This is a genomic window from Asanoa sp. WMMD1127 (genome assembly GCF_029626225.1).
Classification (GTDB): domain Bacteria; phylum Actinomycetota; class Actinomycetes; order Mycobacteriales; family Micromonosporaceae; genus Asanoa.
Genome location: NZ_JARUBP010000001.1, coordinates 1,174,793 through 1,194,212, shown reverse-complemented (window position 1 = coordinate 1,194,212; position 19,420 = coordinate 1,174,793). Strand labels below are relative to the sequence as shown.

Here is a 19,420-nt window from a genome sequence, read left to right as displayed (position 1 = left end):
GCGACGGTCGCGACCGTCGCGGACCCGAGTCCGGATCGGTCTTAGAAGTTTCCGTCGGCTACCTGGCAGACCGTCAGGTGGAAGGTGTTGCGCCACATGCGGACGACGGCGGCGCGGTCGTCGATGACGAAGGCGACCTCGTAGCGGGGTGCGACGAAGCGGCGGTAGAGGTCCGCTTTCGTCTGGTGGTCTGGGCGGTCGTCGTGGTCGGCGCGGAGGTAGAGGTCGACCCAGTCGATGCCCTGGGCGTCGAGCCACATCTCCGTTTGGCGGCGTGACTGTTCCTTGCGGCCGGAGATCACGACGATGCGGTGGCGGCCCGCGGCGGCGATGGTCTGGACGAGCTCAACCACGGCGGGGTTGGGCTGGTCCTCGCCGACGCGGGTCCAGTCGTAGGGCGAGCGCTTGCCACGGATGGCGAGCGTGCCGTCGACGTCGACCAGCACGGCGCGGGGGCGGCTGCGTTCGGTCATGCTCTGCATGATCGCGCAATAGACGTCTCAGGCCACCGTCACCTGCCCGACGGGTTGGGTGGGGGTGGGGGAGCCGCCGGCGGGTTCGATGCTCACCGCGAAGCCGTCCGCCGCCGCTGTGCCCGAGATCAGTTGGGTGGTGGTCGTGACGTCGGGTGCGAGCACGCCGGCGTTGGTGGCGGTCGTGCCGTCGAGCATCCACAGCTGGTAGGTGCGGTCCGCGCCGGCCGGGCGGTCGGCGGTGAGGGTCAGGACGGTCTCGTCCCGCGTGGCCGAGGTGACCGCGGTCAGACGGCCCCCGCTGGTCAGGGTGGCCGAGCGGAGCACGGCGTCGGGGGCGGCGAGGACCTCGGTGATGCGGGCCGACTCGGCCTGGGCCTGGACGCGTTGCTCGTCGAGGCGGCGTTCCTGGACCGCGAACGTGCCGGTCGCGGCCGCCGCGGCCAGGAGCACGGCCGCCGCCGCGGTGACCAGGCGGCGCGAGCGTTGGGGGCGGGCGACCGGTTTGGCCGGGATCGGCGCCTCCTGGCGGGTGCGGGAGACTTCGGCGAAGACCTTGTCGCGGAGTGCGGGCGGCGGAACCGACCAGGCGCCGTCGGCCAGGCGGGCCGCCGTCTCCTGGAGCTCGGCGACCTCGATCGCGCACGTCGCGCAGCTGGCCAGGTGGCGGCGGAACGCGGCGCGCTCGATGTCGGTCAGCCCGTCGAGCACGTAGGCGCCGGACAGCGCGTGCACGTCTTCGCCGCTCATGTCGGCACCTCCACACCCAGGCAGTCGCGCAGGCGGATCAGGCCGTCGCGCATGCGCGTCTTGATGGTGGGCAGGCTGACGTCGAGCAGCTGGGCCACCTCGCGATAGCTTCGGCCGCCGTAGTAGGCCAGCGTGATCGACTCGCGTTGTAGCGAGGTGAGGTCGTCGAGGCAGCGCCGCACCTGTTGCCGCTCGAGCCGTTCCTCGACCTCGCCCGACACCTCGTCGTAAGGCGTCTGCGCCGACCACGAGCCCGCCTTCTGCACGCGGTCGCTGGCCGCCTGCTCGGAGCGCACCCGGTCGACCGCCCGCCGGTGCGCGATGGTGAACACCCACGCGGTCGCCGAGCCGCGCGCCGGCTCGAACCGCGCGGCCGTGCGCCACACCTCGACCAGCACCTCCTGCGCCACCTCTTCCGCCTGCGCCGGGTCGCGCAGCACCTGCCGGGCCAGCCCGAACACCCGGGCCGCGACCAGCTCGTAGAGCTGCCGGAAGGCCGCCTCGTCGCCCCGGCCGACCGCGACCAGCAGCCGGTCGGCCACCGACCGCTCGTCGGTCGGGGTCTCGACCGCGGTCAGCCGGTCGCGCGGCGGATCGCCGTGCTCGCGCATGAGACCTCCTCGCCGGTGCCGGTTGTGCGTCCTGCGGGGGAATGATTCCGCGCTCGCGGTCATGGTCGCCACCCCGTTCAGGCGATTGTGGATAACGCGCGTCCGGCCAGGCCGAGCCCCACGACGACGATCAGCGCGGCGGTCGCCGGCGGCCAGGCCCGGCGCCACCGCTCCAGCAACCGCAGCCGGCCGGCGAACCGGTCCCGCACCCGGATCAACAACAGGCCCGCGGCCGTCAAGGTGGCGGCCATCCCCAGGCCATAGGCGAAGACCAGGAGGATCCCGAACGCGGTGCGGCCCAGCGCGATCGCGCCCAGCAGCACGACGAGCGCCGACGGGCTGGGCACCAGGCCGCCAGCGACGCCGAGGCCCGCGATGCCCCACCGACCGGGGCCGTGGCTGTGTTCATGCCCGTGGGCATGCGCGTGGTGGTGCGCCCGCCGCCGGCGCAGCGCCGACAGCAGCGCGCCCAATCCGATCGCCGCCACCAGCACCCCGCTCGCCACCCCGAGCCAGCCCAACACCGACTCACCGGCGACGCCCGCAAACGTGGTCAGCAACAACCCGAGCGCGATCACCCCGCCGGTGTGCGTCAGCGTCACCGTCGCACCCACGGCCACGGCGTCGCGCGGCCGACCGGCCCGGCCGGCCAGGTACGCCGCCATCACCGTCTTGCCGTGCCCCGGCAGCGCCGCGTGCGCCGCGCCGAGCACCAGCGCCAGCAGCACGGCCAGCAACCCGACGAGCGGGGTGAGTCGCGCGCCGCCGACGACCGAGTCCAGCCACCGCTCGGCACCGGCCAGCGGCCCGGCCAACCCGGCGCCCGAAGCGCGTGCCGGCGCCGCGGCGGCCGCGGCGGCCGCGCGATCCGGCACGGCGGTGAACGACGCCGAGCGTACGTCCGGCGGCGACGACAGCAGATCGTCCGGGTACCGCCGCAACTCGTCACTGATCGTCGCCCCCGGCACGGAGGACCCGTCGAGCCGCACCCCGATGCCCGTCGCCGCCAGCTCCCGCCACCCGATCCGGTCGGCCCGGAAGCCGTTGTCCACAGTGACCGCCGCCGGACCCGCACCCAACGCAGCCGGCGCGGTCAGCCGGCACTCGAGCCGGCTTGTCTTCAACCCGCCGGCCCCGTCGGTGAGCGCCAAAGACGATGAGTCAACGGTCCACTCCAGACGGCTGCGGGCCACGGAGACCGTCAGCGCCCCGGCAGCCTCAGCGCACGACGGCGCCGGATCCTGCAGCGTCGGCAGCTCGGCCACGTCGGCCACCACGACCGCGTCGACCCGGTAGGGATGCAGCGTCAGCCCGGCGTACCGGTTGACCGAGAAGTTGCCCAACGGATGCGCGGCGGCCGGCGCGACCGGCAGCACGAGGAACCCGCACAGGGCCAGACCCAACACAACCAGTGCCCGTCTCACGACAACGCCTCCAATGCGGACAGTGCCCGGGCCGCCGTCGGCCCGTCGATGGGCGAGAAATAGGGGTTGGCCGTGCGCACCCGGCGGAGCGCCTCCCGTGCGCCGGCCACGTCACCGGTCGACAGGAGCGTCATTCCGAGGTGGTACGCGTAACCGGCGTGCCGTGGCGACGCGGCGACCGCCTTCCGCAGCAGCGGCAGCGCCTCGTCGTCCCGGCCGGCCGTGTGCAGCGACCAGCCCAGCACGTCGGCCACGTCCGCGAACGGCCGTCGCCGCCATTCCGCCGTCGCCAGCCGCACCGCGGTCGCGGCGTCGCCCCGGGCCAGAGCGAGCTGCGCGCCGGTCAGGTCGTCGCGCCCGCCGTTGGCGACGAACAGCGTGTGCGCCGCCTCGGCCAGGGCCAGCTGCCGCTCCGCTTCGGTGGGCCGAGCGGCGAGCCGGAGCAGTGCGGCGTACTCGAGCAGGGTGTCGGGCGTCGGCGTGCGGGCGGCGACCGTGCCGGCGTCGGTGACCGCGGCGGCCAGGTCACCGCGGGCGGCGGCGACCCGGGCGCGGCCACGCAGCAGCGCCAGATAGGACGGATCGGCCTCGACGCCGGCCGCGTACTCGGCCGCCGCACCCGGCACGTCGCCGGCGGACCAGGCGAGGTCGCCGAGCTGGTTGCGGCAGAACGCGATGTCGGCCGGGTCGGCGGCGGCGTCCAGTGCCCGCCGCATCAGCGCGGTCGCCTCGGCCACCTGGCCGCGCTGTTCGAGGTCATAGGAGGCGCGGGCGTACGCGGCAAGCCCGGGTCGCAGGTCGAGCATCCGCTGGATCGCGCTCGTCGCCGCCGCGGGCTCGCCGAGCTGGGTGTGCGCGTCGGCCAGCACCGCGTACGCGTCGGCGTCGTAGGGGTTGGCCCGCAGCGCGTCGGTCGCGAACCGCCGGGCGGCCGCGAACTCGTGACGGGCGTTGGCCAGGGCGCCCATGCCGACCAGCGCGGCGGAGTTCTCCTTGGGCCGCACCGCCAACGACCGCTCCAGCGCGCCTTCCGCCTTGGGATAGAGGCTGGGGTCGGCGGTCACCCGGGCCTGCTCGACGTACGCGAGCCCGAGCGCGGCCCACGTTCCGTGGTCCCGTGGCAGCGCGCGCAGCCGGTCCTGGGCACGGGTGATGGCGGGGGCCAGCCGGTCCGGCATGACCTGGACGGCCGCGGGCTGCGGCGCCTGAGCGGGTGATCGGAAGCCCACCACCGCGCCGAGGCCGAGCAGCGCGACGGTGGCGACGGCGACCACCGCGAGTGTCCGAAGAGGATGACGCATGTCGGGTTCCTTCCACGCGGAGGAGCGGGGCGCGCCCCACGGCGGGACGCGCCCCTGGACGGCACTAGCTGGCTTCCGGCCGTCGCCGGCGGAACCACCAGGTCACGAGGACCAGCGCCAGCAGCAGCGTGCCGATGACCGCGACCAGCAGCACCGACCCGTTGCCCATTCCGTCGTCCGACGCGGCCGCGGCGGCCGGTGAGAGCCGCGGCGCCGGCGAGTCGACATCGGTGGTGTCAGGGCTGACGGCCACGCTGCTTCGGCCGCCGTTCACCGCATCCACGTTGGGCAGTGCCACGTACGGGAACTGGTCGCCGAACTGATTGTCGTTGGCGTCCACCTTGTCGCCCGCGGCGAGCGCGTCGACGAGCTGGCCGGTCTGCGCCGCGCCCTCGACCGCCTGGATCGAGATGTCGACCGCGTCGTCGGTCAGGCGCCGCCCGTTCGGGAAGCCCTGCAGGTCGCCGCCGAGCACGCCGAGCCGGTCGGGCTGGTCGGCCACGGGCACGCCGAGGTTGAGCCGGAGCATCTCGGCGGGCCGGAACCGCCTCGGGTTGACGTCCTTGTTGTTGAGCTGCGAGTTCAGGTCGGCCTTGATCGGGCCGTCCGCCTTGGTGGTGATGCCGGTCAGGAAGATCTCGACCAGGTCGTTGCGTGGCGTCTTCGGGGCGGGCACGCCGTAGATCGCCTCGATCAGCTTCGGTAGCTCGGGGTCGGTGACCCGCTTGACGACGGCCGGGATGCCGGCGTCCTTGTCGGGCGAGATGGAGTTGAAGGCGTCCTTGAGGTTCGCCGGCACGACGACCTCGTTGACCAGTGGGTTGCCGAGCCGCGAGACCTGCACGCGCTCGCCCCGGATGCCGTTGGTGCTCTGGCCGGTCACCCGTACCTTGGCTCGATCGGTGGTGGTCCAGACGCCGATGACCGGGTTGCGGTTGGCGTCGCCGCGCAGCGCCACGTCCTTGAACGGCACCTGCAGCGCGATCGTGTTGACGTTGTAGCCGGCCAGGGTGTCCTGCCCGGTCTCGCTCAGGTCGCCGCCGTAGAGCAGGTCGAACACCCGCAGGTCGAGGAAGAAGGGGTCGTCGGCCTGGCCGGCGAACAGCTTCCAGCCGCCCGGCAGCTGGACCGTGGCCTCGTCGCGGAGCCTCTGGTAGTCCGGCATCGAGGCGTTGCCGATCCGCGACGGCGCGACGGGCGCGGCGCTGATCCTGGTGCGGAACGGGCCGCCGTCGAACGACGTCTCGAGCGTGTAGGTCTGCTTGAACAACAGGTTCGGGTCGTCGAAGGAGTCGACCGGCCCGTTGTTGTAGAGGAACGTGGAGCCGCGCCGCTTGTCGATGCTGCGGAACGTGTAGCGGAACACGGCGTCCGCGCGCGCGTCGCCGTCGTTGTCGACATTGATGTTGTACGCCGCGTCGGTCGCGAACGGATAGAAGTTCGGTCCGCCGTTGGGCTCCTCGAACGGGATCCAGTTGGCGATCAGCGTCACGTAGTCGGGCCGCTCGGGGCTCACGAAGGCGTACAGGTCGGTGTTGTCGGCGGCTGGGTCGCTGGCGATCAGCGGCGCCTCGCGGTGACTGGACGCCACCGACGACTGCGGCCCGAGCGTGGCCAGCGCGATCCCGGTCACGGCGAGTGCCGCGAGAACCGCGCGGGGTTTCCTGGTCATCTCTGTCCTCCCGTCAGGGTGCCTGCGCGAGGACTTCGGCTCAGACAGCGGCCTCGGATGGGGCGGAGTCGGGTTGCCGTCACCGACCCATCCGGTCCGGGATCCGCTCCGAATAGCCGGGCCCGATCCCGTTACGGCTGGTCGGAGGTGTTGGCAGCATCTGCGAAGGCCCGAATGTCCGGCGATGCCGGCTTCTCGCGCTTATCGTGCACTTAGGACACGTCGAACCGGCCAAAGCCGGCATACCGCGCCGTCGCACTGGTTGTCCGCCACGTTGCAGATCGCTTGCTGGCGTCTCGTCACTATCGCCTTGAGTTGTTTTCGTGTCGGCGTCTCCGGCACGATGTCCTCTGGCCATTGGAAACGGTGGCCGGCGCGGAGAGCAACGAGAAAGAAACGGCGCGTAACTGCACGGAAATAGCTGATACTCGTGACGCCATTCGACTGCTGCCCAGGTCGAATGGCCGGCCGTGGAGGCGGTGCCCATGGGCGGTCGACGCGTTGCCGTAATCATCGGCGTGGATGATTGCGGACTCGACGCTTCGCTGCCCAGCCTGCGCTACGCCGAGAGCGACGCGCGCGCCCTGCACCGGTTGCTGACCGATTCCGTCACCGGCACGTTCGAGCCCGCGGACGCCCACCTCCGCGTCGGCGCCGAGGCGGACGCGCAGAGTTTGCGCAGCCTGCTGCGTACGGTCGCGGTCGACTCGACCAGGTCCGACACGCTCCTCATCTATTTCGCCGGCCATGCGCTGACCGCGGACTGGAACGGAGTGGCCGACGACTATCTGGTGACGCCGGATCTGCCCCGGGCCGCGTTGCGCGCCCATCCGGACGAGGGTCTGCGAATGGCCTTCCTGCGCAATGAGGTGCTCGACCGGTTCAACGGCGCCGCGTTCCTCGTACTCGATTGTTGTCGCGCCGGATCGTTCCTCGAGGCGCGCACCGAGCAGATCGAGATGATGGCGATCGGTGGGCGGCATTCGAAACAACACAGCGTGTTGACGGCCTCACCGAAAAATGGCAGCGCGCGAGAATCCGCGACGTTCGGCCATGGTGTCGTGACCAAACACATCATCGACGCGCTCAGCGGTCGCGCGGCGGACGACGAGGGTCGCGTGACCTTCGCGCGCATGGCGGACTACGTCGTTGGGCAGGACATCGACCCCTCGCCGGGCCAGTTCGTGCAGTCCCGGGGCGCCACGACCGTGCTCACCCGGCCGGGGCTCGCCGCCGCCGGCGCCGCGGCGTCCATGGTGGACCCGCTGCCGGCCGACGTGCGGGTGGTCGAGCTCGCGAACCCTCTCGAACGAGCCGCCGGCGCGATCCTCGAGCTGCTGAGCCGGGTGTACCCGCGCGCCGCGTCGGCCCGCGGCCCGGCCTCGTCGACCACCGGCGCGTTCGGCGCGGCCGGTCGCCAGCCGCCGCCGCTGCACGACAAGACCGAGCTGCTGCGCGCCGCGATGGAGGCGGACGCCGCCGCGGTGCTCGAATACACGACCTCCGGGTTCCAGACGATCACCGCGACCACGCACTTCCACGAGGACGACCTGCACCAGTTGCTGCGCGGCGCGGCCTCGTCGGCGTTGCGGGGTCGCGTGCTGGACGGCACGTCGGCGGGGCGGGTGCTGTGTGTGCCGTTGCGCCACGGCTCGGCGACCTCGCTCGAACTGGTCGTCGTCAACCCCGCTCCGGCGCTCCTCGAGATCGGTGAGCCGCTGGTCAAGATCCTGGAGACGATCTGGCGTACGAACGTCGGCGGGCCGGTCGAAGAAGGCGAGATCGAGGTGCTCACCGCGCTCCGGACGAGCTTCGGTCGCCTGCCGTCGCGGCTCTACGACCGCTGCTACGAGCTCTACCGCGCGGTGGTGGGCTCGTTCGCCATGGTCTTCCAGCCGATCGTCACCATCGACAGGTTGGCCAGAAACGTCGAGATCCACAGCTACGAGGCGCTGGCCCGGCTCGACCCCGCCGACTCCCGCGCGCCCGTCGACCTGATCCGCCACGCCCACGTCTGGGGCGACCGGTTCGTGGTGGAGCGCGATCAGGCCATCCTGCACAAAGCGATCCAGGCGTACGACGACGCGCACCGCCGCTGCCACGGCGACTCCGGCGTGCCACGCCCCGTGTCGATCAACGTCGCGGTCCGCTCGCTGCTGGACGACTCCTATGTGGATGCGATCGAGCGGACGATCGCCGGCGCCGGCCTGCGCCCGGGCGCGGTCACCCTGGAGATCTCGGAGCAGGACCCGATCGCACCACGCATCTACGAGAGCTGGGGCGACGACTCGCTGGCCTACTTCCACCAGCGGCTGGTGGAGATCGCCGGCCGCCTCGACATCCGGTTCGCCGTCGACGACTTCGGCGTCGGCCATTCGTCGGTCTCACGCATGGCGGAGCTTCCGCTCACCCAGATCAAGGTCGACAGGGCGTTGCTGCGGCACCCGCTGGCCCATCAGGAGCTGGCGCTGGTGGCCGACGTGGCCCGGCACCCGCTGAAGATGGGCTACGCCCCGGCCGCGCGCAGTGTCGTCGTCGAGGGTGTCGAGGACGATTCGCCGATCACTCTCGAGCAGATCTACGGGATCGGGATCCGGCACGTGCAGGGCTACGTCACCGGCGAAAGGCCGGCCTCGACGATCAAGCGAGAGATCGGTCAGGAGATGCGGGAGCACATCGCATCCCTGGTACGAGGAGACCGCGGCCGAAACCCCCTCCGCCGAACCGCCTGACAGCTTCCCTGCGGACCCGGCTCGTGTGGTTGCCGCGGGCTGGCTTGTGTCGTCGGGTAAGTCCGCGCGGGCCCGGCTTGTGAGGTGCGGAGCCGAGCCCGCGCGGACCTGGGTCGGTCAGCGGAGCAGGAAGTCCTGGACCGCGGCGTCGCCGATGGGATTGCGGCCCTGGATCGAGTGGCCCATGCCGGGCACTACGACCAGCTCACCTTGTGGCGTCTGGCGGGCCTGTTCCTGTGCCCATGCCAGCGGCGTCGACAGGTCGCGGTCTCCGGCCAGGAGCAGCACCGGCATGGTGAGCCGGCGCAGCGGCGGCGTGGGGTTCGGGCGGCTCGACGGCCACGATTCGCAGGTCTGGATGATCCCCTGCTCGCCCGCCACCTCCGTCGGGAACGGCCACGTCGACCGCGCCGGCAGTTTCGCGATCACGTGGGCCGTGGCGCGCTCGCGGCCGGCCAGCGGCGCGCGCGGGCTGCCCCACGGCAGCTCGTCGACGTCGGCGCAGAACGTCGCCGCGTGCAGGCCAGAGCTGAACGCCTCGTACGGCGACCCGTCGCGCAGCAGCGCCTCCACCGCCTGGTCGAGCGGGCCTGTCTCACCGTGCGCGGCCAGGTGCAGGAACTGCAGCACGGGGAAGAAGTTCGCGGCCGTCAGCTTCGGATCCACGATGGACGCGATCACCAGCAGGTTGAACACGCCGACGCCGTTGCTGTACCGGTTCACCACGGTGGCCAGGTCCGCCGCGGGGTCGAAGCCGCAGTTCTGCTCGGCGCAGGCGGTCCGCAGCACGTACGCGCTCCGCGCCAACGACTCGCGATAGAGCGCCGGCACCCCGCGCTGCGGGACCACCGAGTCGAGCACCAGCCGGTCCACCCGGTGCGGATAAGTGAGCCCGTAGTGGATCGCCACGAACGACCCGTACGACACACCGTCGAGCGTCCACCGCGGCGCCCGCAACGCCGTGCGCAGGTCCTCCAGGTCGGCCACCGTGTCCGCGGTCGTGTAGAAGTTCCGGGTCGACCCCAGCAGGTCGGCGCACTCCTGCACCGCCCCGGGCGACGGCGCGGTGATGTCCGACGAGCCGACCTCGGCCTGGAGCTTCGGGCAGTCGATGCCGTTCGGTCCGGTGCCCCGCTGGTCGATCATCACCAGCCGGTAGTCGTCCAGCAGCGGCGCCAGCCGTTGCCGGATCGTCGGGACGAAGCTGACGCCGGGCTGCCCGGGGCCGCCGGTCAGGAACAGCAGGGTGCCGCGGGGTGCGGTGGTGTTGCCCGCCACCGCGACGTTCAGGGTCAGGTCGCCGCGGACGCGCCTTGACCGGTCAAGCGGAACGATCAAGTCGGAGCAGGTGAAGTCGGTGACGGCCGGGCAGGGCCGCGAGTTGGTCAGCCGTGGTCCGTCGCGGGTGGCGGCCGCAGACGGCGTGCCGGCGACCAAACCGGTTAACAGGACGAGCGTCGCGGCGAGCAACGGTCGTACCCTCATCGTTTCCTCCTCGTGCAGGGATGAGTGTCATGCTCGTGGCGGCACCGCCGGCGGGCGTTGGACATCCGTGCTCGGTTCGGCGTCCCCGGCCAGGAAGGCCCGGACGGCCGACGGCGACCGGCCCAACCGCTGGCGGATGACCCGGTTCAGGTGAGCCTGGTCGGCGAACCCGTACGTCGCGGCGATCGTCCGCAGGTCGCGGTCGCCCTCGGTCATCGCCTCCAGCACCGCCTGCAGCCGCAGCCGGTGCCGGTAGGCCGTCAGGCTCTGGCCGGTGACCCGGTGGAACACCCGGCTCAGGTGGTGCGGCGAGCAGCTGACCCGGGCCGCCACCTCCTCGAGACCGAGCGTGAAACCCTCCTCGACCAGCACCTCACGGGCGCGGTAGGCCAGCTTCCGGTGGGCCGCCTCGGTCGCGGGCCGGCGACCGACCGCTCGGTCGAGGTCGTCCTCCCCGGCGCGCTCCCGCGACACGTCCAACACGGTCGCGACCAGCCGCATCGTCCGCTCGGCGGCCTCGAACTCGTCCATGCCCCGCCGGCTGGCCGCGTCGAGCCCCCGATGTTCCAGGTCGACGCGGTCGTCGACGACGCCGTCCCACGTGGGCCCGGCCAGCCAGCGCTCGTCGCTCGTCCAGCGGGCCAGCCCGCTCGCCGACAGCTCGACCACCGTGTAGGTGTCGCCGCAGCCGATCGGGTGCGCCACCCGCATCTCGTCGCCGGGCCGGATGACCAGCGCCGACGTGCGATCCGCGAAGGCCTCGCGCTCGTTGACGCGGCGCAGGTATCCGCCCGAGCGGCCGAGGATGATCCGGCCCGTCTCCTCCACAATGGGCGCGCTGAACGACCGTCCGTCCTCGAGGCAGCGCACGGCGTAACACGGCAGGCCGCACGGGCTGGCGAGGAAGTGCCAGGTGCCCTGCACGCTGCCGTCGGGCCGCCGTCGCACATGTTGGTCGGGCATACCTTCGTACACGCGTCCGGCCGCCGCGAACGTTGTCACCTGGCACCGCGACCGCCGTGCGACGGTCACCTCGCGTCCACCTGGCGCGCCTAACTTCCCCAACGCCAACACGTACCCCCAGGGGGAGGGCAGAGCCATGGGCGCACTCGATCGCCGTTCATTCCTCAAGATGGTCGGAGCACCGGCGGTAGGCGCGGCACTCCCGGCCGGCCTCGACAAGGCCGTCGCGATCCCGGCCAACAACAAAACCGGTTCACTGGCCGACGTCGAACACGTCATCTTCCTGATGCAGGAGAACCGGTCCTTCGACCACTACTTCGGCACCATGCGCGGCGTACGCGGGTTCGCCGACCCGCACCCGATCACGCTCCCGTCCGGCAAGAGCGTGTTCCACCAGCCGAACGGCGCCGGCGAGCTGCTGCCGTTCCGACCGGACGTGCCCGACCTCGGCCAGACCTTCCTGCCCGACCCGCCGCACGGCTGGAACGACGGGCACCGGGCCTGGAACGACGGACGGCACGACCAGTGGGTGCCCAACAAGGGCGTCAGCGCGATGACCTACCACATCCGCGGCGACCTGCCCTACCAGTTCGCGCTCGCGGACGCGTTCACCGTCTGCGACAACTACCACTGCTCGCTGCTCGGCCCGACCGACCCGAACCGCTACCACATGTGGTCCGGCTGGGTCGGCAACGACGGCAAGGCCGGCGGCCCGGTCATCACGAACGCCGAGGCCGGGTACGACTGGTCGACCTACCCGGAACGCCTGGAGCGCAACGGGATCTCGTGGAAGATCTACCAGGACATCGGGCTCGGGCTGACCGCGGCGGGGTTCTGGGGCTGGACCAGCGACCCCTACATCGGCAACTACGGCGACAACTCGCTGCTCTACTTCCACCAGTACCAGAACGCGCAGCCGGGCACGCCGCTGGCAGACAAGGCCAAGCAGGGCACCGAGGTCAACAAGGTCGGCCGTGATCCGCTCAAGCTGCTGGCCGACCTGCGGTCCGACGTGGAGCACAACCGCCTGCCCCAGGTGTCGTGGATCGTCGCGCCGGAGGCCTACACGGAACACCCGAACTGGGAACCCGGCTTCGGCGCCTGGTACGTGTCGCAGGTCGTCGACATCCTCGCCTCGAACCCCGAGGTGTGGAGCAAGATGGCGCTGTTCGTCACGTACGACGAGGAGGGCGGCTTCTTCGACCACCTGCCGCCGGCGACGCCGCCGCAGACCCGCGAGCACGGCCTGTCGACGGTGTCGACCGTCAACGAGATCTTCCCGGGCGACGCCGGCAACCGCCCCGGCCCGTACGGCCTGGGCATGCGGGTCCCGATGATCATCGTGTCGCCGTGGACCCGGGGCGGCTGGGTCAACTCCGAGCTCTTCGATCACACGTCGCTGATCCGGTTCATGGAGGCGCGTTTCGCCCGCCACAACCGTGACCTGGTCGAATCCAACATCACCCCGTGGCGCCGCGCGGTCGTCGGCGACCTGACGTCGGCGTTCGACTTCAAGACGCCGAACCGGTCAAGCTCGATCAAGCTACCCGACACCGACGACTTCAAGCCCGACAACCTGATCCGGTTCCCCGACCAGGTCCCGGTGCCGCCGGCCGACCAGGCGGTGCCCCGCCAGGAGAAGGGCGTCAAGCCGGCCCGCGCGCTGCCCTACGCACTGGATGTCGCGGCCGACCGCGACCGCTCGGCGCTGCGTCTCGAGTTCCGCAACACGGGCGCCGCGGCGGCGGTCTTCCACACCCGCGAGCCCGGCAGCACGGCGGTGCCGCGTACTTACACGGTTGAGCCCGGCAAGCGCCTGACCGACACGTGGGCCGCCGACGCCGACGTCTCGGTGCACGGACCGAACGGCTTCTTCCGCCGCTTCGCGGGCGGCACCGGCCTATTGGTGACCGCCGACTACGACGAGCGACACCTGGAGCTCGAGCTCACGTTCGCCAACAACGGCCGGCAGGGCCGCTCGGTCACGGTCCGCGACGGCTACCGCGGCAGGCCGGTGACGCTGTCGCTGCGGCCGGGCGAGCGGGAGCGCAAGAAGTGGTCGCTGAAGCACAACCACGGCTGGTACGACCTGACCGTGTCGGTGGACGAGGCGGTCGTGCAGCGCATCGCCGGTCACCTGGAGAACGGCGAGGACAGCTTCACCGACCCGGCCATGGGCGGCCTGGTCTGACCTGAACGACATCGAGGGGGCAGGGGTCACGTACCCCTGCCCCTTTGTCTTGTTCGGACGGTGATGCCGTCGCTACGATCGGACATCGATGTCGGTGGAGGTAGGCATGACCTCGAGGGACTTCGATCAGACACTCAGCGCGGCCCGGCAGGCGCTGAACGACGCGACCGCCGCGGTGGCGGGTGCGGCACACGGGACGGGCCTGGCCGCGGACGGCCTCATCGAGGTGACCGTCGAGGGCGGCCGGCTGTCCGACGTAGTCGTCGACCCGCGTGCGATGCGACTGCCAGCTGCGGCGTTCGCAGATCAACTGCGTGAAGCGGTTAATGCGGCCCTGCGTGACGCCGACGCGACCGCGGCAACGGACGCGGCCGCATTGCCCGACCCCGCGAGGTTGGCCCAACAACTCGACGAGCTGCAGAACCAGAGCGTCCGGCAGATGGCGCGCTACACGCAGTCGATCAGCGACGTCATGGCGGTGCTCAAGCAGCGGGGGTAGGCGGGATGGAGGGCTTCCAGGTCGAACCTGCGGCGCTGCGGGCCAGCGCGACCGGCCTCGACGACGTGGTCGACCAGTTCGCGGACGCCTTGGAGCGGTTCGAGTCGACGATCGCGGGCTTCGGCGAACCATGGGGCGGTGACGAGGTCGGCATGCTCATCGGCGAGCTCTATCTGGGCATCCACGACCTGGCGATGAGCTGCTTCGAGAGCAACGGCGAGCTGCTGGGCCAGTTCGCGCACGGCCTGCACATGATGGCGGACAACTTCGAGGCCGCCGAGACTGAGATCGCCGACAGCATGGCGCGCCTGCAGAGCCTGCTCGGTGGTGGCTGACCGATGGGCCTGCAGCTCCCCGGCGAACTGGTCTCCCTGCTCGGCCTGCTCGGCTACACCTGGCCGGAAGCCGACGAGGAGAAGCTGTTCGAGATGGCCCAGCACTGGCTGGAGCTGAGCGGCACGGTCCAGACCATCACCGCCGCGGCGCAGGGCCACGGGGCAGCGGTGCTCGCCGCCAACTCGGGCCAGGCGATCATGGCGTTCGAGGGTCGCTTTACCGGTCAAGACGCCCCGGTCAACAACCTTGCCGACGGCGCGACCGCCGCCCAGGGCGTGGGGCTGGGCCTGATGGTCGCCGCGACGGTCGTACTCGCCCTGAAGATCAATGTGATCGTCCAGCTGGTCATCCTGGCCATCCAGATCGCCCAGGCGATCGCCACGGCCGCGGTGACGTTCGGCGCCTCGCTCGCCCAGATCCCGATCTTCAAGATGATCACATCGCTGGTGCTCGACCAACTGTTCGGGCTCGCGATGGACGCGCTGCTCAATGGTTAAGGGCAAGCTCCGCCGCCTGAAACGGCAGGGAAGAGGCGGCTTCGCCCGCGGCGTATTCGGCCCGATCGGCGACCTCCTGCGCCCGGGCCACGACCTGACCAACCTGGGCCTACCCGGCAACCGCCTCCGCCACCCGGGCGCGACGCCGTTCCCGGTGCGCTCCCTGCGCGGCCAGTCCATCCGATCGCTGCGGCGGCAGCGCCCGAGCAACTGGCGAGAGGTCCCGACAAGGGAGAACGAGGGCTTCATCTGGCTCGACGAGAATGGAGTGGAACGCCTGCGCTTCATGCGTCCCACAGGAGAGCCGCCGACTGCCAACAAGTGGTCTCGCCAGGCCAACGGTTACCTGCGCTGGCAGTCGTCGCAGTCGACGCCCGGTGACGGTCCCGAAGGTAAGCTTTTCCTCGATACCGATGGCAACCTGGTGCCCTGGAACCACCCGGAGGTCCAGGATCTGACCCACCTTATGTATGAGGGTCCGTGGCCGTGAGGAGACTCCAGTGGAACTGATGCGCGAGCCGCAGGACGCGCTCAACAACGTCATGGAGTCTTTCGTCTTCACCTATCGATACGACGCGCACGCGCGGACGGTGGTCTTCGTGGTCGACTACCCGTTCACCTCGCCCGGCAGCGTTCGCGAGTTCGCGGCGTTCGTGTTCGAGGACGCGGAATTTCAGCGCGTGCCCGGTGACTACGCCGCCTACCAGAGCATCACGGACTTCTACCAGGGCAAGGGTCCGGGCGGCATGGTGGTGCAGTACATCAAGCAGAAATCGCTCGGTCCGGATCGGGATCAGGTCGAACTCTGGTTCGGGCCCAACTTCGGCGGCATCCTCGTCACCTACGGCCGGCTGCGCGGGTACACGCGAGGGTCGACAGCGAGGCAGACCGGCCCCGCCGACTGGCAGTACCGCGACTCGAAGACCGGTGAGAAGTTCCAGTTCGAGTACCCGTTCCCGTCGCTGGCCGGCCCCCGCGATTGACGGACGAAGCCATGCGGGACCTGCGGACGTTGACCACCGCGCCTGCGCGGCGACCGAATGGGTCTACCGCGACTCGAAAACCAACGAACCATTCGATTTCGACTACCCGTTCCCCGCACCTCGCCGCAAGAAACTGACCCGCATTCCGCAAGCAGCAAACAAGTCACTGCAAATCATCGACAGGCGCTTGTGTAATCGGCATCGATGGCTCTAAGGTCAGGGTCCCCATCTCCCTACCTGGCTACAGAAACGAGTCCTTGATGTCACGGACACCACCTCGTTGGCTGGCCGTCGCGACCGTTGCCGCGGTCGGGCTCGGCTTCGCCGGCTTCGCGGGTCCGGCGCAGGCCGGCACGGCGCCCGTCGTCACCCGCGCGGCGCTCGACCCGGCGCTCGTCGCCGGCCGGGGCGCCGCCGTCAACTTCCTCGAGCAGGAGGCCGAGAACGCCGCCACCAACGGCGCCGTGATCGGCCCTGACCGCACCGCGTACACGCTTCCGGCGGAAGCGTCCGGGCGCACCGCGGTGAAGCTCCAACCTGGACAGCACGTCGAGTTCACGCTGCCGGCCGCGGCCAACGCGATCACCGTGCGCTACAGCATTCCGGACGCGCCCAACGGGGGCGGGATCCAGGCGCCGCTGCACGTCACCGTCAACGGCGGCAGCAAGAAGACCATGACGCTCACGTCCGAGTACGCGTGGCTCTACAACCAGTATCCGTTCACCAACGACCCGCAGGCCGACCTGCTGCACCCGGACTGGTGGATCACCGAGTGCTCCTGCGTGCCGGCGGCCACCACGCCCACGCCGGTCATCAGCAAGCCGTTCCGGCCGATGCACTTCTACGACGAGCAGCGGCTGCTGCTCGGCCGCACCTACCAGGCGGGCGCCAAGGTGCGGCTCACCGCGCCGCAGGGCACCAACGCGGCGTGGACCGTCATCGACCTGCTCGACTCCGAGCTGGTCGGCGCGCCGCACGTCAACCTGCTGGCGTCCAATGTGCTCCTGTTCGGCGCCGACCCCACCGGCAAGCGGGACTCGGCCAACGCTTTCGAGAAGGCGATCGCGCTCGCGCGGCTCGCTCGGCTCAAGGTCTACGTGCCGCCGGGCACCTACCAGGTCAACCGCCACATCATCGTCGACAACGTGACGATCGAGGGCGCGGGCAACTGGTACACGAAGATCAAGGGTAAGGAGGTCGCCCTCGACCCGCCGGCGCCGGACGGCTCCATCCACACCGGAGTCGGCTTCTACGGCAAGGACGCGGCCGACGGCGGCAGCCGCAACGTGCACCTGTCGGGCTTCGCGATCGAGGGCGACGTGCGCGAGCGGATCGACACCGACCAGGTCAACGGCATCGGTGGCGCGATGAGCGACTCGACCATCTCCGAGCTGCACATCCGCCACACCAAGGTCGGGCTCTGGTTCGACGGACCGATGAACAACGTACGCGTGACCGACAGCATCATCGTCGACCAGATCGCGGACGCGCTCAACTTCCACATCGGAGTGACCAACTCGCTGGTGCGCAACAACTTCGTGCGCAACACCGGTGACGACGGGCTGGCGATGTGGTCGGAGAAGACGGCCAACGCCAACAACGTCTTCGACCGCAACACCGTGCAGACACCGACGCTGGCCAACGGCATCGCCATCTATGGCGGCACCGACAACACCGTGTCCCGCAACCTGATCGCCGACCCGATTCGTGAGGGCAGCGGCATCCAGGTCGGCTCGCGGTTCGGCGCGGAGCCGTTCGCGGGCAAGCTGTCCATCACCGACAACACCGTGGTGCGCGCCGGCACGTACGAGCTCAACTGGAACATCGGGCTCGGCGCCATCTGGATCTACGCGTTGGAGAAGAACATCGACGCGGACATCCGGGTGACCGGCGACCACTACCTCGACAGCACGTACAACGCGATCATGATGGTCAGTGAATGGTCTGTGAAGGACCTTTACTCGATCACGAACGTGCACTTCAAGGACGTACGCGTCGACGGCACCGGCACCTCGGTGCTCAGCGCCCGGGTCAAGGGCGGCGCGTCGTTCGAGAACGTCGACGCCCGCAACGTGGGCGCCGTCGGCATCAACAACTGCGGTTCGTTCAACTTCCCGCCCACCGGCTCCGAGTTCAGCGTCACCGACCTCGGCGGCAACGACGGTGGCGGGACGACCGGCCCGTGGATGGCGGCGTGGGAGCTGCCCAACACGATCACCTGCGACGACCGCCCGCCGGTCGTGGTGCCGCCGCCGCCGTCGCAGTGGTGATCTGACACCCGTGCGGGCGGGCGCCGCGGCAACGGCGTCCGCCCGCTACGGCGGCGTGGCGGTGGGCTGGCTCGCGCTCGCGCCGCGCACGGAGTCGAGCACCGCGTGGCCCTGCTGGTCGACGAGCCGGGTGAACAGCTGCTGCGCGTACCCGAAGACCAGTGCCCAGGCCAGGATCTGCGCCGAGCTGTCCAGCGCGCTCAAACCCGGAATGAACTGGCCGCGCAGGAGCAGCAGGCCGAGGAAAGCCGTGAGCGCGCCGGTCGGCAACTTCAGCACCGCCAGCGCGACCGGCACCCCGAACCGCTCGGACGAGCCACGGATGCCGCGGACCGCCGCGGCCGCCGCCACCGACGCCGCGACCAGACCGATCAGGAGCACCAGCAACAGATCCCATCCCCGTACGGTGTCCAATGTGGCTTCGTCAATCGTGACCTCCGGCGCCGGGCTGGCCAGCGCGGTCGCCGGGAACGGGGCGGACTGGGCGGTCGGGCACACGACCATCGCCTGACCGCCGTCCTCGGGCGCGAAGCAGATCGGAATCATCTCCGGCTTGCGGAAGCCGATCACGGCGATCGCCACCACCAGCACGGCCATCACCGCCGTCGACACGACGACGACGTTGCGGAAGGTGCGCACCCGCACCATCTCCCGCAGCGCGGCGGAGCTCGCCGCGCGCGTCACAGCCGCGATCGTGCCGCGTTCCTGCCGCACGATGGCCAGCTTCTCGGCCGGCGTGACGGTCACCTGCGGGTTGGCGATCCCGAGCGACGAGGCGATCCGCTCTATCTCGAGGCGGCGCGGATCGGCGGCGACCAGGTGCCGCTGCGCGTGGCCGAGCAGACTGGGGATGGCGCCGACGAGATACCAGGCTGGCGCGATGTCGAGCAGCAGCGCCTCGGCCGCGTCGAGGTTGCTGCGGGCGCGTTCGATCTGCCCACCGGTACGCGGACGCGACCACCGCCGCGGCGGATCCAACGGCGCCTGGGTGACCGCCTCCCGCACGGCCGCCAGGTGGGCGTGCACCGACGACAGCAGCAGCTCGCCGTCGGGGCCGAACGGTTCGCCGCTGCCGGGCTGCTGGCCGGCGGCCTTCACCCAGTCGGCGAGGGCCGCGAGCTCGCGGGCCCGGGTCAGCGTCGACTCACGCCAGCCGGACCGCACGGGCCCACCGACCGGCCCAGCTTCTGCGGTCATGACATGTCACCGTATGGAGACCGGCCTGACCTGGAT

The 19,420-nt window shown here is 70.7% G+C and carries 17 protein-coding genes; 8 read left to right on the top strand and 9 right to left on the bottom strand.

From position 1 onward, the window contains the following. Positions 1-41: 41 nt before the first annotated feature. From O7635_RS05925 to O7635_RS05900, 6 genes are all read right to left on the bottom strand, one after another. Positions 42-473 (bottom strand): HAD family acid phosphatase, encoded by a 432-nt coding sequence (locus O7635_RS05925; protein ID WP_278079400.1) that lies wholly within the window; start codon positions 471-473, stop codon positions 42-44. A gap of 27 nt (positions 474-500) precedes the next feature. Continuing rightward, entirely contained in the window at positions 501-1,223 is a 723-nt protein-coding gene (locus O7635_RS05920; RefSeq protein WP_278079399.1) for an anti-sigma factor, read from the bottom strand. Continuing rightward, entirely contained in the window at positions 1,220-1,834 is a 615-nt protein-coding gene (gene sigK, locus O7635_RS05915; protein ID WP_278079398.1) for an ECF RNA polymerase sigma factor SigK, read from the bottom strand. Before sigK ends, O7635_RS05920 begins: the two co-directional genes overlap by 4 nt. A gap of 77 nt (positions 1,835-1,911) precedes the next feature. Further along, positions 1,912-3,258, bottom strand: a complete 1,347-nt coding sequence (locus tag O7635_RS05910; protein WP_278079397.1) for a sulfite exporter TauE/SafE family protein — start codon at positions 3,256-3,258, stop codon at positions 1,912-1,914. Next, positions 3,255-4,559, bottom strand: a complete 1,305-nt coding sequence (locus tag O7635_RS05905; RefSeq protein WP_278079396.1) for a tetratricopeptide repeat protein — start codon at positions 4,557-4,559, stop codon at positions 3,255-3,257. The genes O7635_RS05910 and O7635_RS05905 overlap by 4 nt, the downstream gene beginning before the upstream one ends. Positions 4,560-4,623: 64 nt before the next feature. Further along, positions 4,624-6,231 carry a DUF4331 domain-containing protein gene (locus tag O7635_RS05900; protein ID WP_278079395.1) on the bottom strand — a complete coding sequence of 536 codons (1,608 nt, stop codon included), beginning with the start codon at positions 6,229-6,231 and terminating at the stop codon, positions 4,624-4,626. Positions 6,232-6,749: 518 nt separating this feature from the next. Here O7635_RS05900 and O7635_RS05895 point away from each other — a divergent pair. Continuing rightward, positions 6,750-8,963 carry an EAL domain-containing protein gene (locus O7635_RS05895; protein ID WP_347405259.1) on the top strand — a complete coding sequence of 738 codons (2,214 nt, stop codon included), beginning with the start codon at positions 6,750-6,752 and terminating at the stop codon, positions 8,961-8,963. A gap of 117 nt (positions 8,964-9,080) precedes the next feature. Here O7635_RS05895 and O7635_RS05890 read toward each other — a convergent pair whose 3' ends face one another. Next, positions 9,081-10,448 (bottom strand): alpha/beta hydrolase, encoded by a 1,368-nt coding sequence (locus O7635_RS05890; RefSeq protein ID WP_278079393.1) that lies wholly within the window; start codon positions 10,446-10,448, stop codon positions 9,081-9,083. Positions 10,449-10,475: 27 nt separating this feature from the next. After that, positions 10,476-11,411 carry a helix-turn-helix transcriptional regulator gene (locus tag O7635_RS05885; protein WP_278079392.1) on the bottom strand — a complete coding sequence of 312 codons (936 nt, stop codon included), beginning with the start codon at positions 11,409-11,411 and terminating at the stop codon, positions 10,476-10,478. Between the two features lie 136 nt (positions 11,412-11,547). On the opposite strand from O7635_RS05885, the gene O7635_RS05880 reads away from it, so the two are divergent. The 7 genes from O7635_RS05880 to O7635_RS05850 all read left to right on the top strand — a co-directional run bounded on the left by O7635_RS05880 (position 11,548) and on the right by O7635_RS05850 (position 18,187). Further along, the gene (locus tag O7635_RS05880; protein WP_278079391.1) at positions 11,548-13,602 is read left to right on the top strand and encodes a phospholipase C, phosphocholine-specific; all 2,055 of its coding nucleotides are present in this window, start codon (positions 11,548-11,550) and stop codon (positions 13,600-13,602) included. 106 nt (positions 13,603-13,708) lie between these two features. Then, on the top strand, positions 13,709-14,101 hold the full coding sequence (locus O7635_RS05875) for a YbaB/EbfC family nucleoid-associated protein (protein WP_278079390.1): 393 nt from the start codon (positions 13,709-13,711) through the stop codon (positions 14,099-14,101). Between the two features lie 5 nt (positions 14,102-14,106). Next, positions 14,107-14,436 carry a hypothetical protein gene (locus tag O7635_RS05870; RefSeq protein WP_278079389.1) on the top strand — a complete coding sequence of 110 codons (330 nt, stop codon included), beginning with the start codon at positions 14,107-14,109 and terminating at the stop codon, positions 14,434-14,436. A 3-nt stretch (positions 14,437-14,439) separates the two neighbouring features. Next, positions 14,440-14,934, top strand: coding sequence for a hypothetical protein (locus O7635_RS05865; RefSeq protein WP_278079388.1), 495 nt, complete (start codon positions 14,440-14,442; stop codon positions 14,932-14,934). Beyond that, on the top strand, positions 14,927-15,424 hold the full coding sequence (locus O7635_RS05860; RefSeq protein WP_278079387.1) for a hypothetical protein: 498 nt from the start codon (positions 14,927-14,929) through the stop codon (positions 15,422-15,424). The genes O7635_RS05865 and O7635_RS05860 overlap by 8 nt, the downstream gene beginning before the upstream one ends. A gap of 10 nt (positions 15,425-15,434) precedes the next feature. Beyond that, positions 15,435-15,917, top strand: coding sequence for a hypothetical protein (locus tag O7635_RS05855; RefSeq protein ID WP_278079386.1), 483 nt, complete (start codon positions 15,435-15,437; stop codon positions 15,915-15,917). A 260-nt stretch (positions 15,918-16,177) separates the two neighbouring features. Further along, the gene (locus O7635_RS05850) at positions 16,178-18,187 is read left to right on the top strand and encodes a glycosyl hydrolase family 28-related protein (protein ID WP_278079385.1); all 2,010 of its coding nucleotides are present in this window, start codon (positions 16,178-16,180) and stop codon (positions 18,185-18,187) included. Between the two features lie 45 nt (positions 18,188-18,232). Here the strand turns inward: O7635_RS05850 and O7635_RS05845 are convergent, their stop codons facing one another. Continuing rightward, the gene (locus tag O7635_RS05845; RefSeq protein WP_278079384.1) at positions 18,233-19,384 is read right to left on the bottom strand and encodes a hypothetical protein; all 1,152 of its coding nucleotides are present in this window, start codon (positions 19,382-19,384) and stop codon (positions 18,233-18,235) included. Positions 19,385-19,420: the final 36 nt, after the last annotated feature.

Excerpts from the sequence above, each read along its gene's own strand:
- sigK (WP_278079398.1), bottom strand. The coding sequence starts at position 1,834 with ATGCGCGAGCACGGCGATCCGCCGCGCGACCGGCTGACCGCGGTCGAG.
- O7635_RS05875 (WP_278079390.1), top strand. The coding sequence starts at position 13,709 with ATGACCTCGAGGGACTTCGATCAGACACTCAGCGCGGCCCGGCAGGCG.
- O7635_RS05890 (WP_278079393.1), bottom strand. The coding sequence starts at position 10,448 with ATGAGGGTACGACCGTTGCTCGCCGCGACGCTCGTCCTGTTAACCGGT.
- O7635_RS05885 (WP_278079392.1), bottom strand. The coding sequence starts at position 11,411 with ATGCCCGACCAACATGTGCGACGGCGGCCCGACGGCAGCGTGCAGGGC.
- O7635_RS05860 (WP_278079387.1), top strand. The coding sequence starts at position 14,927 with ATGGTTAAGGGCAAGCTCCGCCGCCTGAAACGGCAGGGAAGAGGCGGC.
- O7635_RS05925 (WP_278079400.1), bottom strand. The coding sequence starts at position 473 with ATGACCGAACGCAGCCGCCCCCGCGCCGTGCTGGTCGACGTCGACGGC.
- O7635_RS05900 (WP_278079395.1), bottom strand. The coding sequence starts at position 6,231 with ATGACCAGGAAACCCCGCGCGGTTCTCGCGGCACTCGCCGTGACCGGG.
- O7635_RS05845 (WP_278079384.1), bottom strand. The coding sequence starts at position 19,384 with ATGACCGCAGAAGCTGGGCCGGTCGGTGGGCCCGTGCGGTCCGGCTGG.
- O7635_RS05865 (WP_278079388.1), top strand. The coding sequence starts at position 14,440 with ATGGGCCTGCAGCTCCCCGGCGAACTGGTCTCCCTGCTCGGCCTGCTC.
- O7635_RS05850 (WP_278079385.1), top strand. The coding sequence starts at position 16,178 with ATGTCACGGACACCACCTCGTTGGCTGGCCGTCGCGACCGTTGCCGCG.
- O7635_RS05905 (WP_278079396.1), bottom strand. The coding sequence starts at position 4,559 with ATGCGTCATCCTCTTCGGACACTCGCGGTGGTCGCCGTCGCCACCGTC.
- O7635_RS05920 (WP_278079399.1), bottom strand. The coding sequence starts at position 1,223 with ATGAGCGGCGAAGACGTGCACGCGCTGTCCGGCGCCTACGTGCTCGAC.
- O7635_RS05870 (WP_278079389.1), top strand. The coding sequence starts at position 14,107 with ATGGAGGGCTTCCAGGTCGAACCTGCGGCGCTGCGGGCCAGCGCGACC.
- O7635_RS05880 (WP_278079391.1), top strand. The coding sequence starts at position 11,548 with ATGGGCGCACTCGATCGCCGTTCATTCCTCAAGATGGTCGGAGCACCG.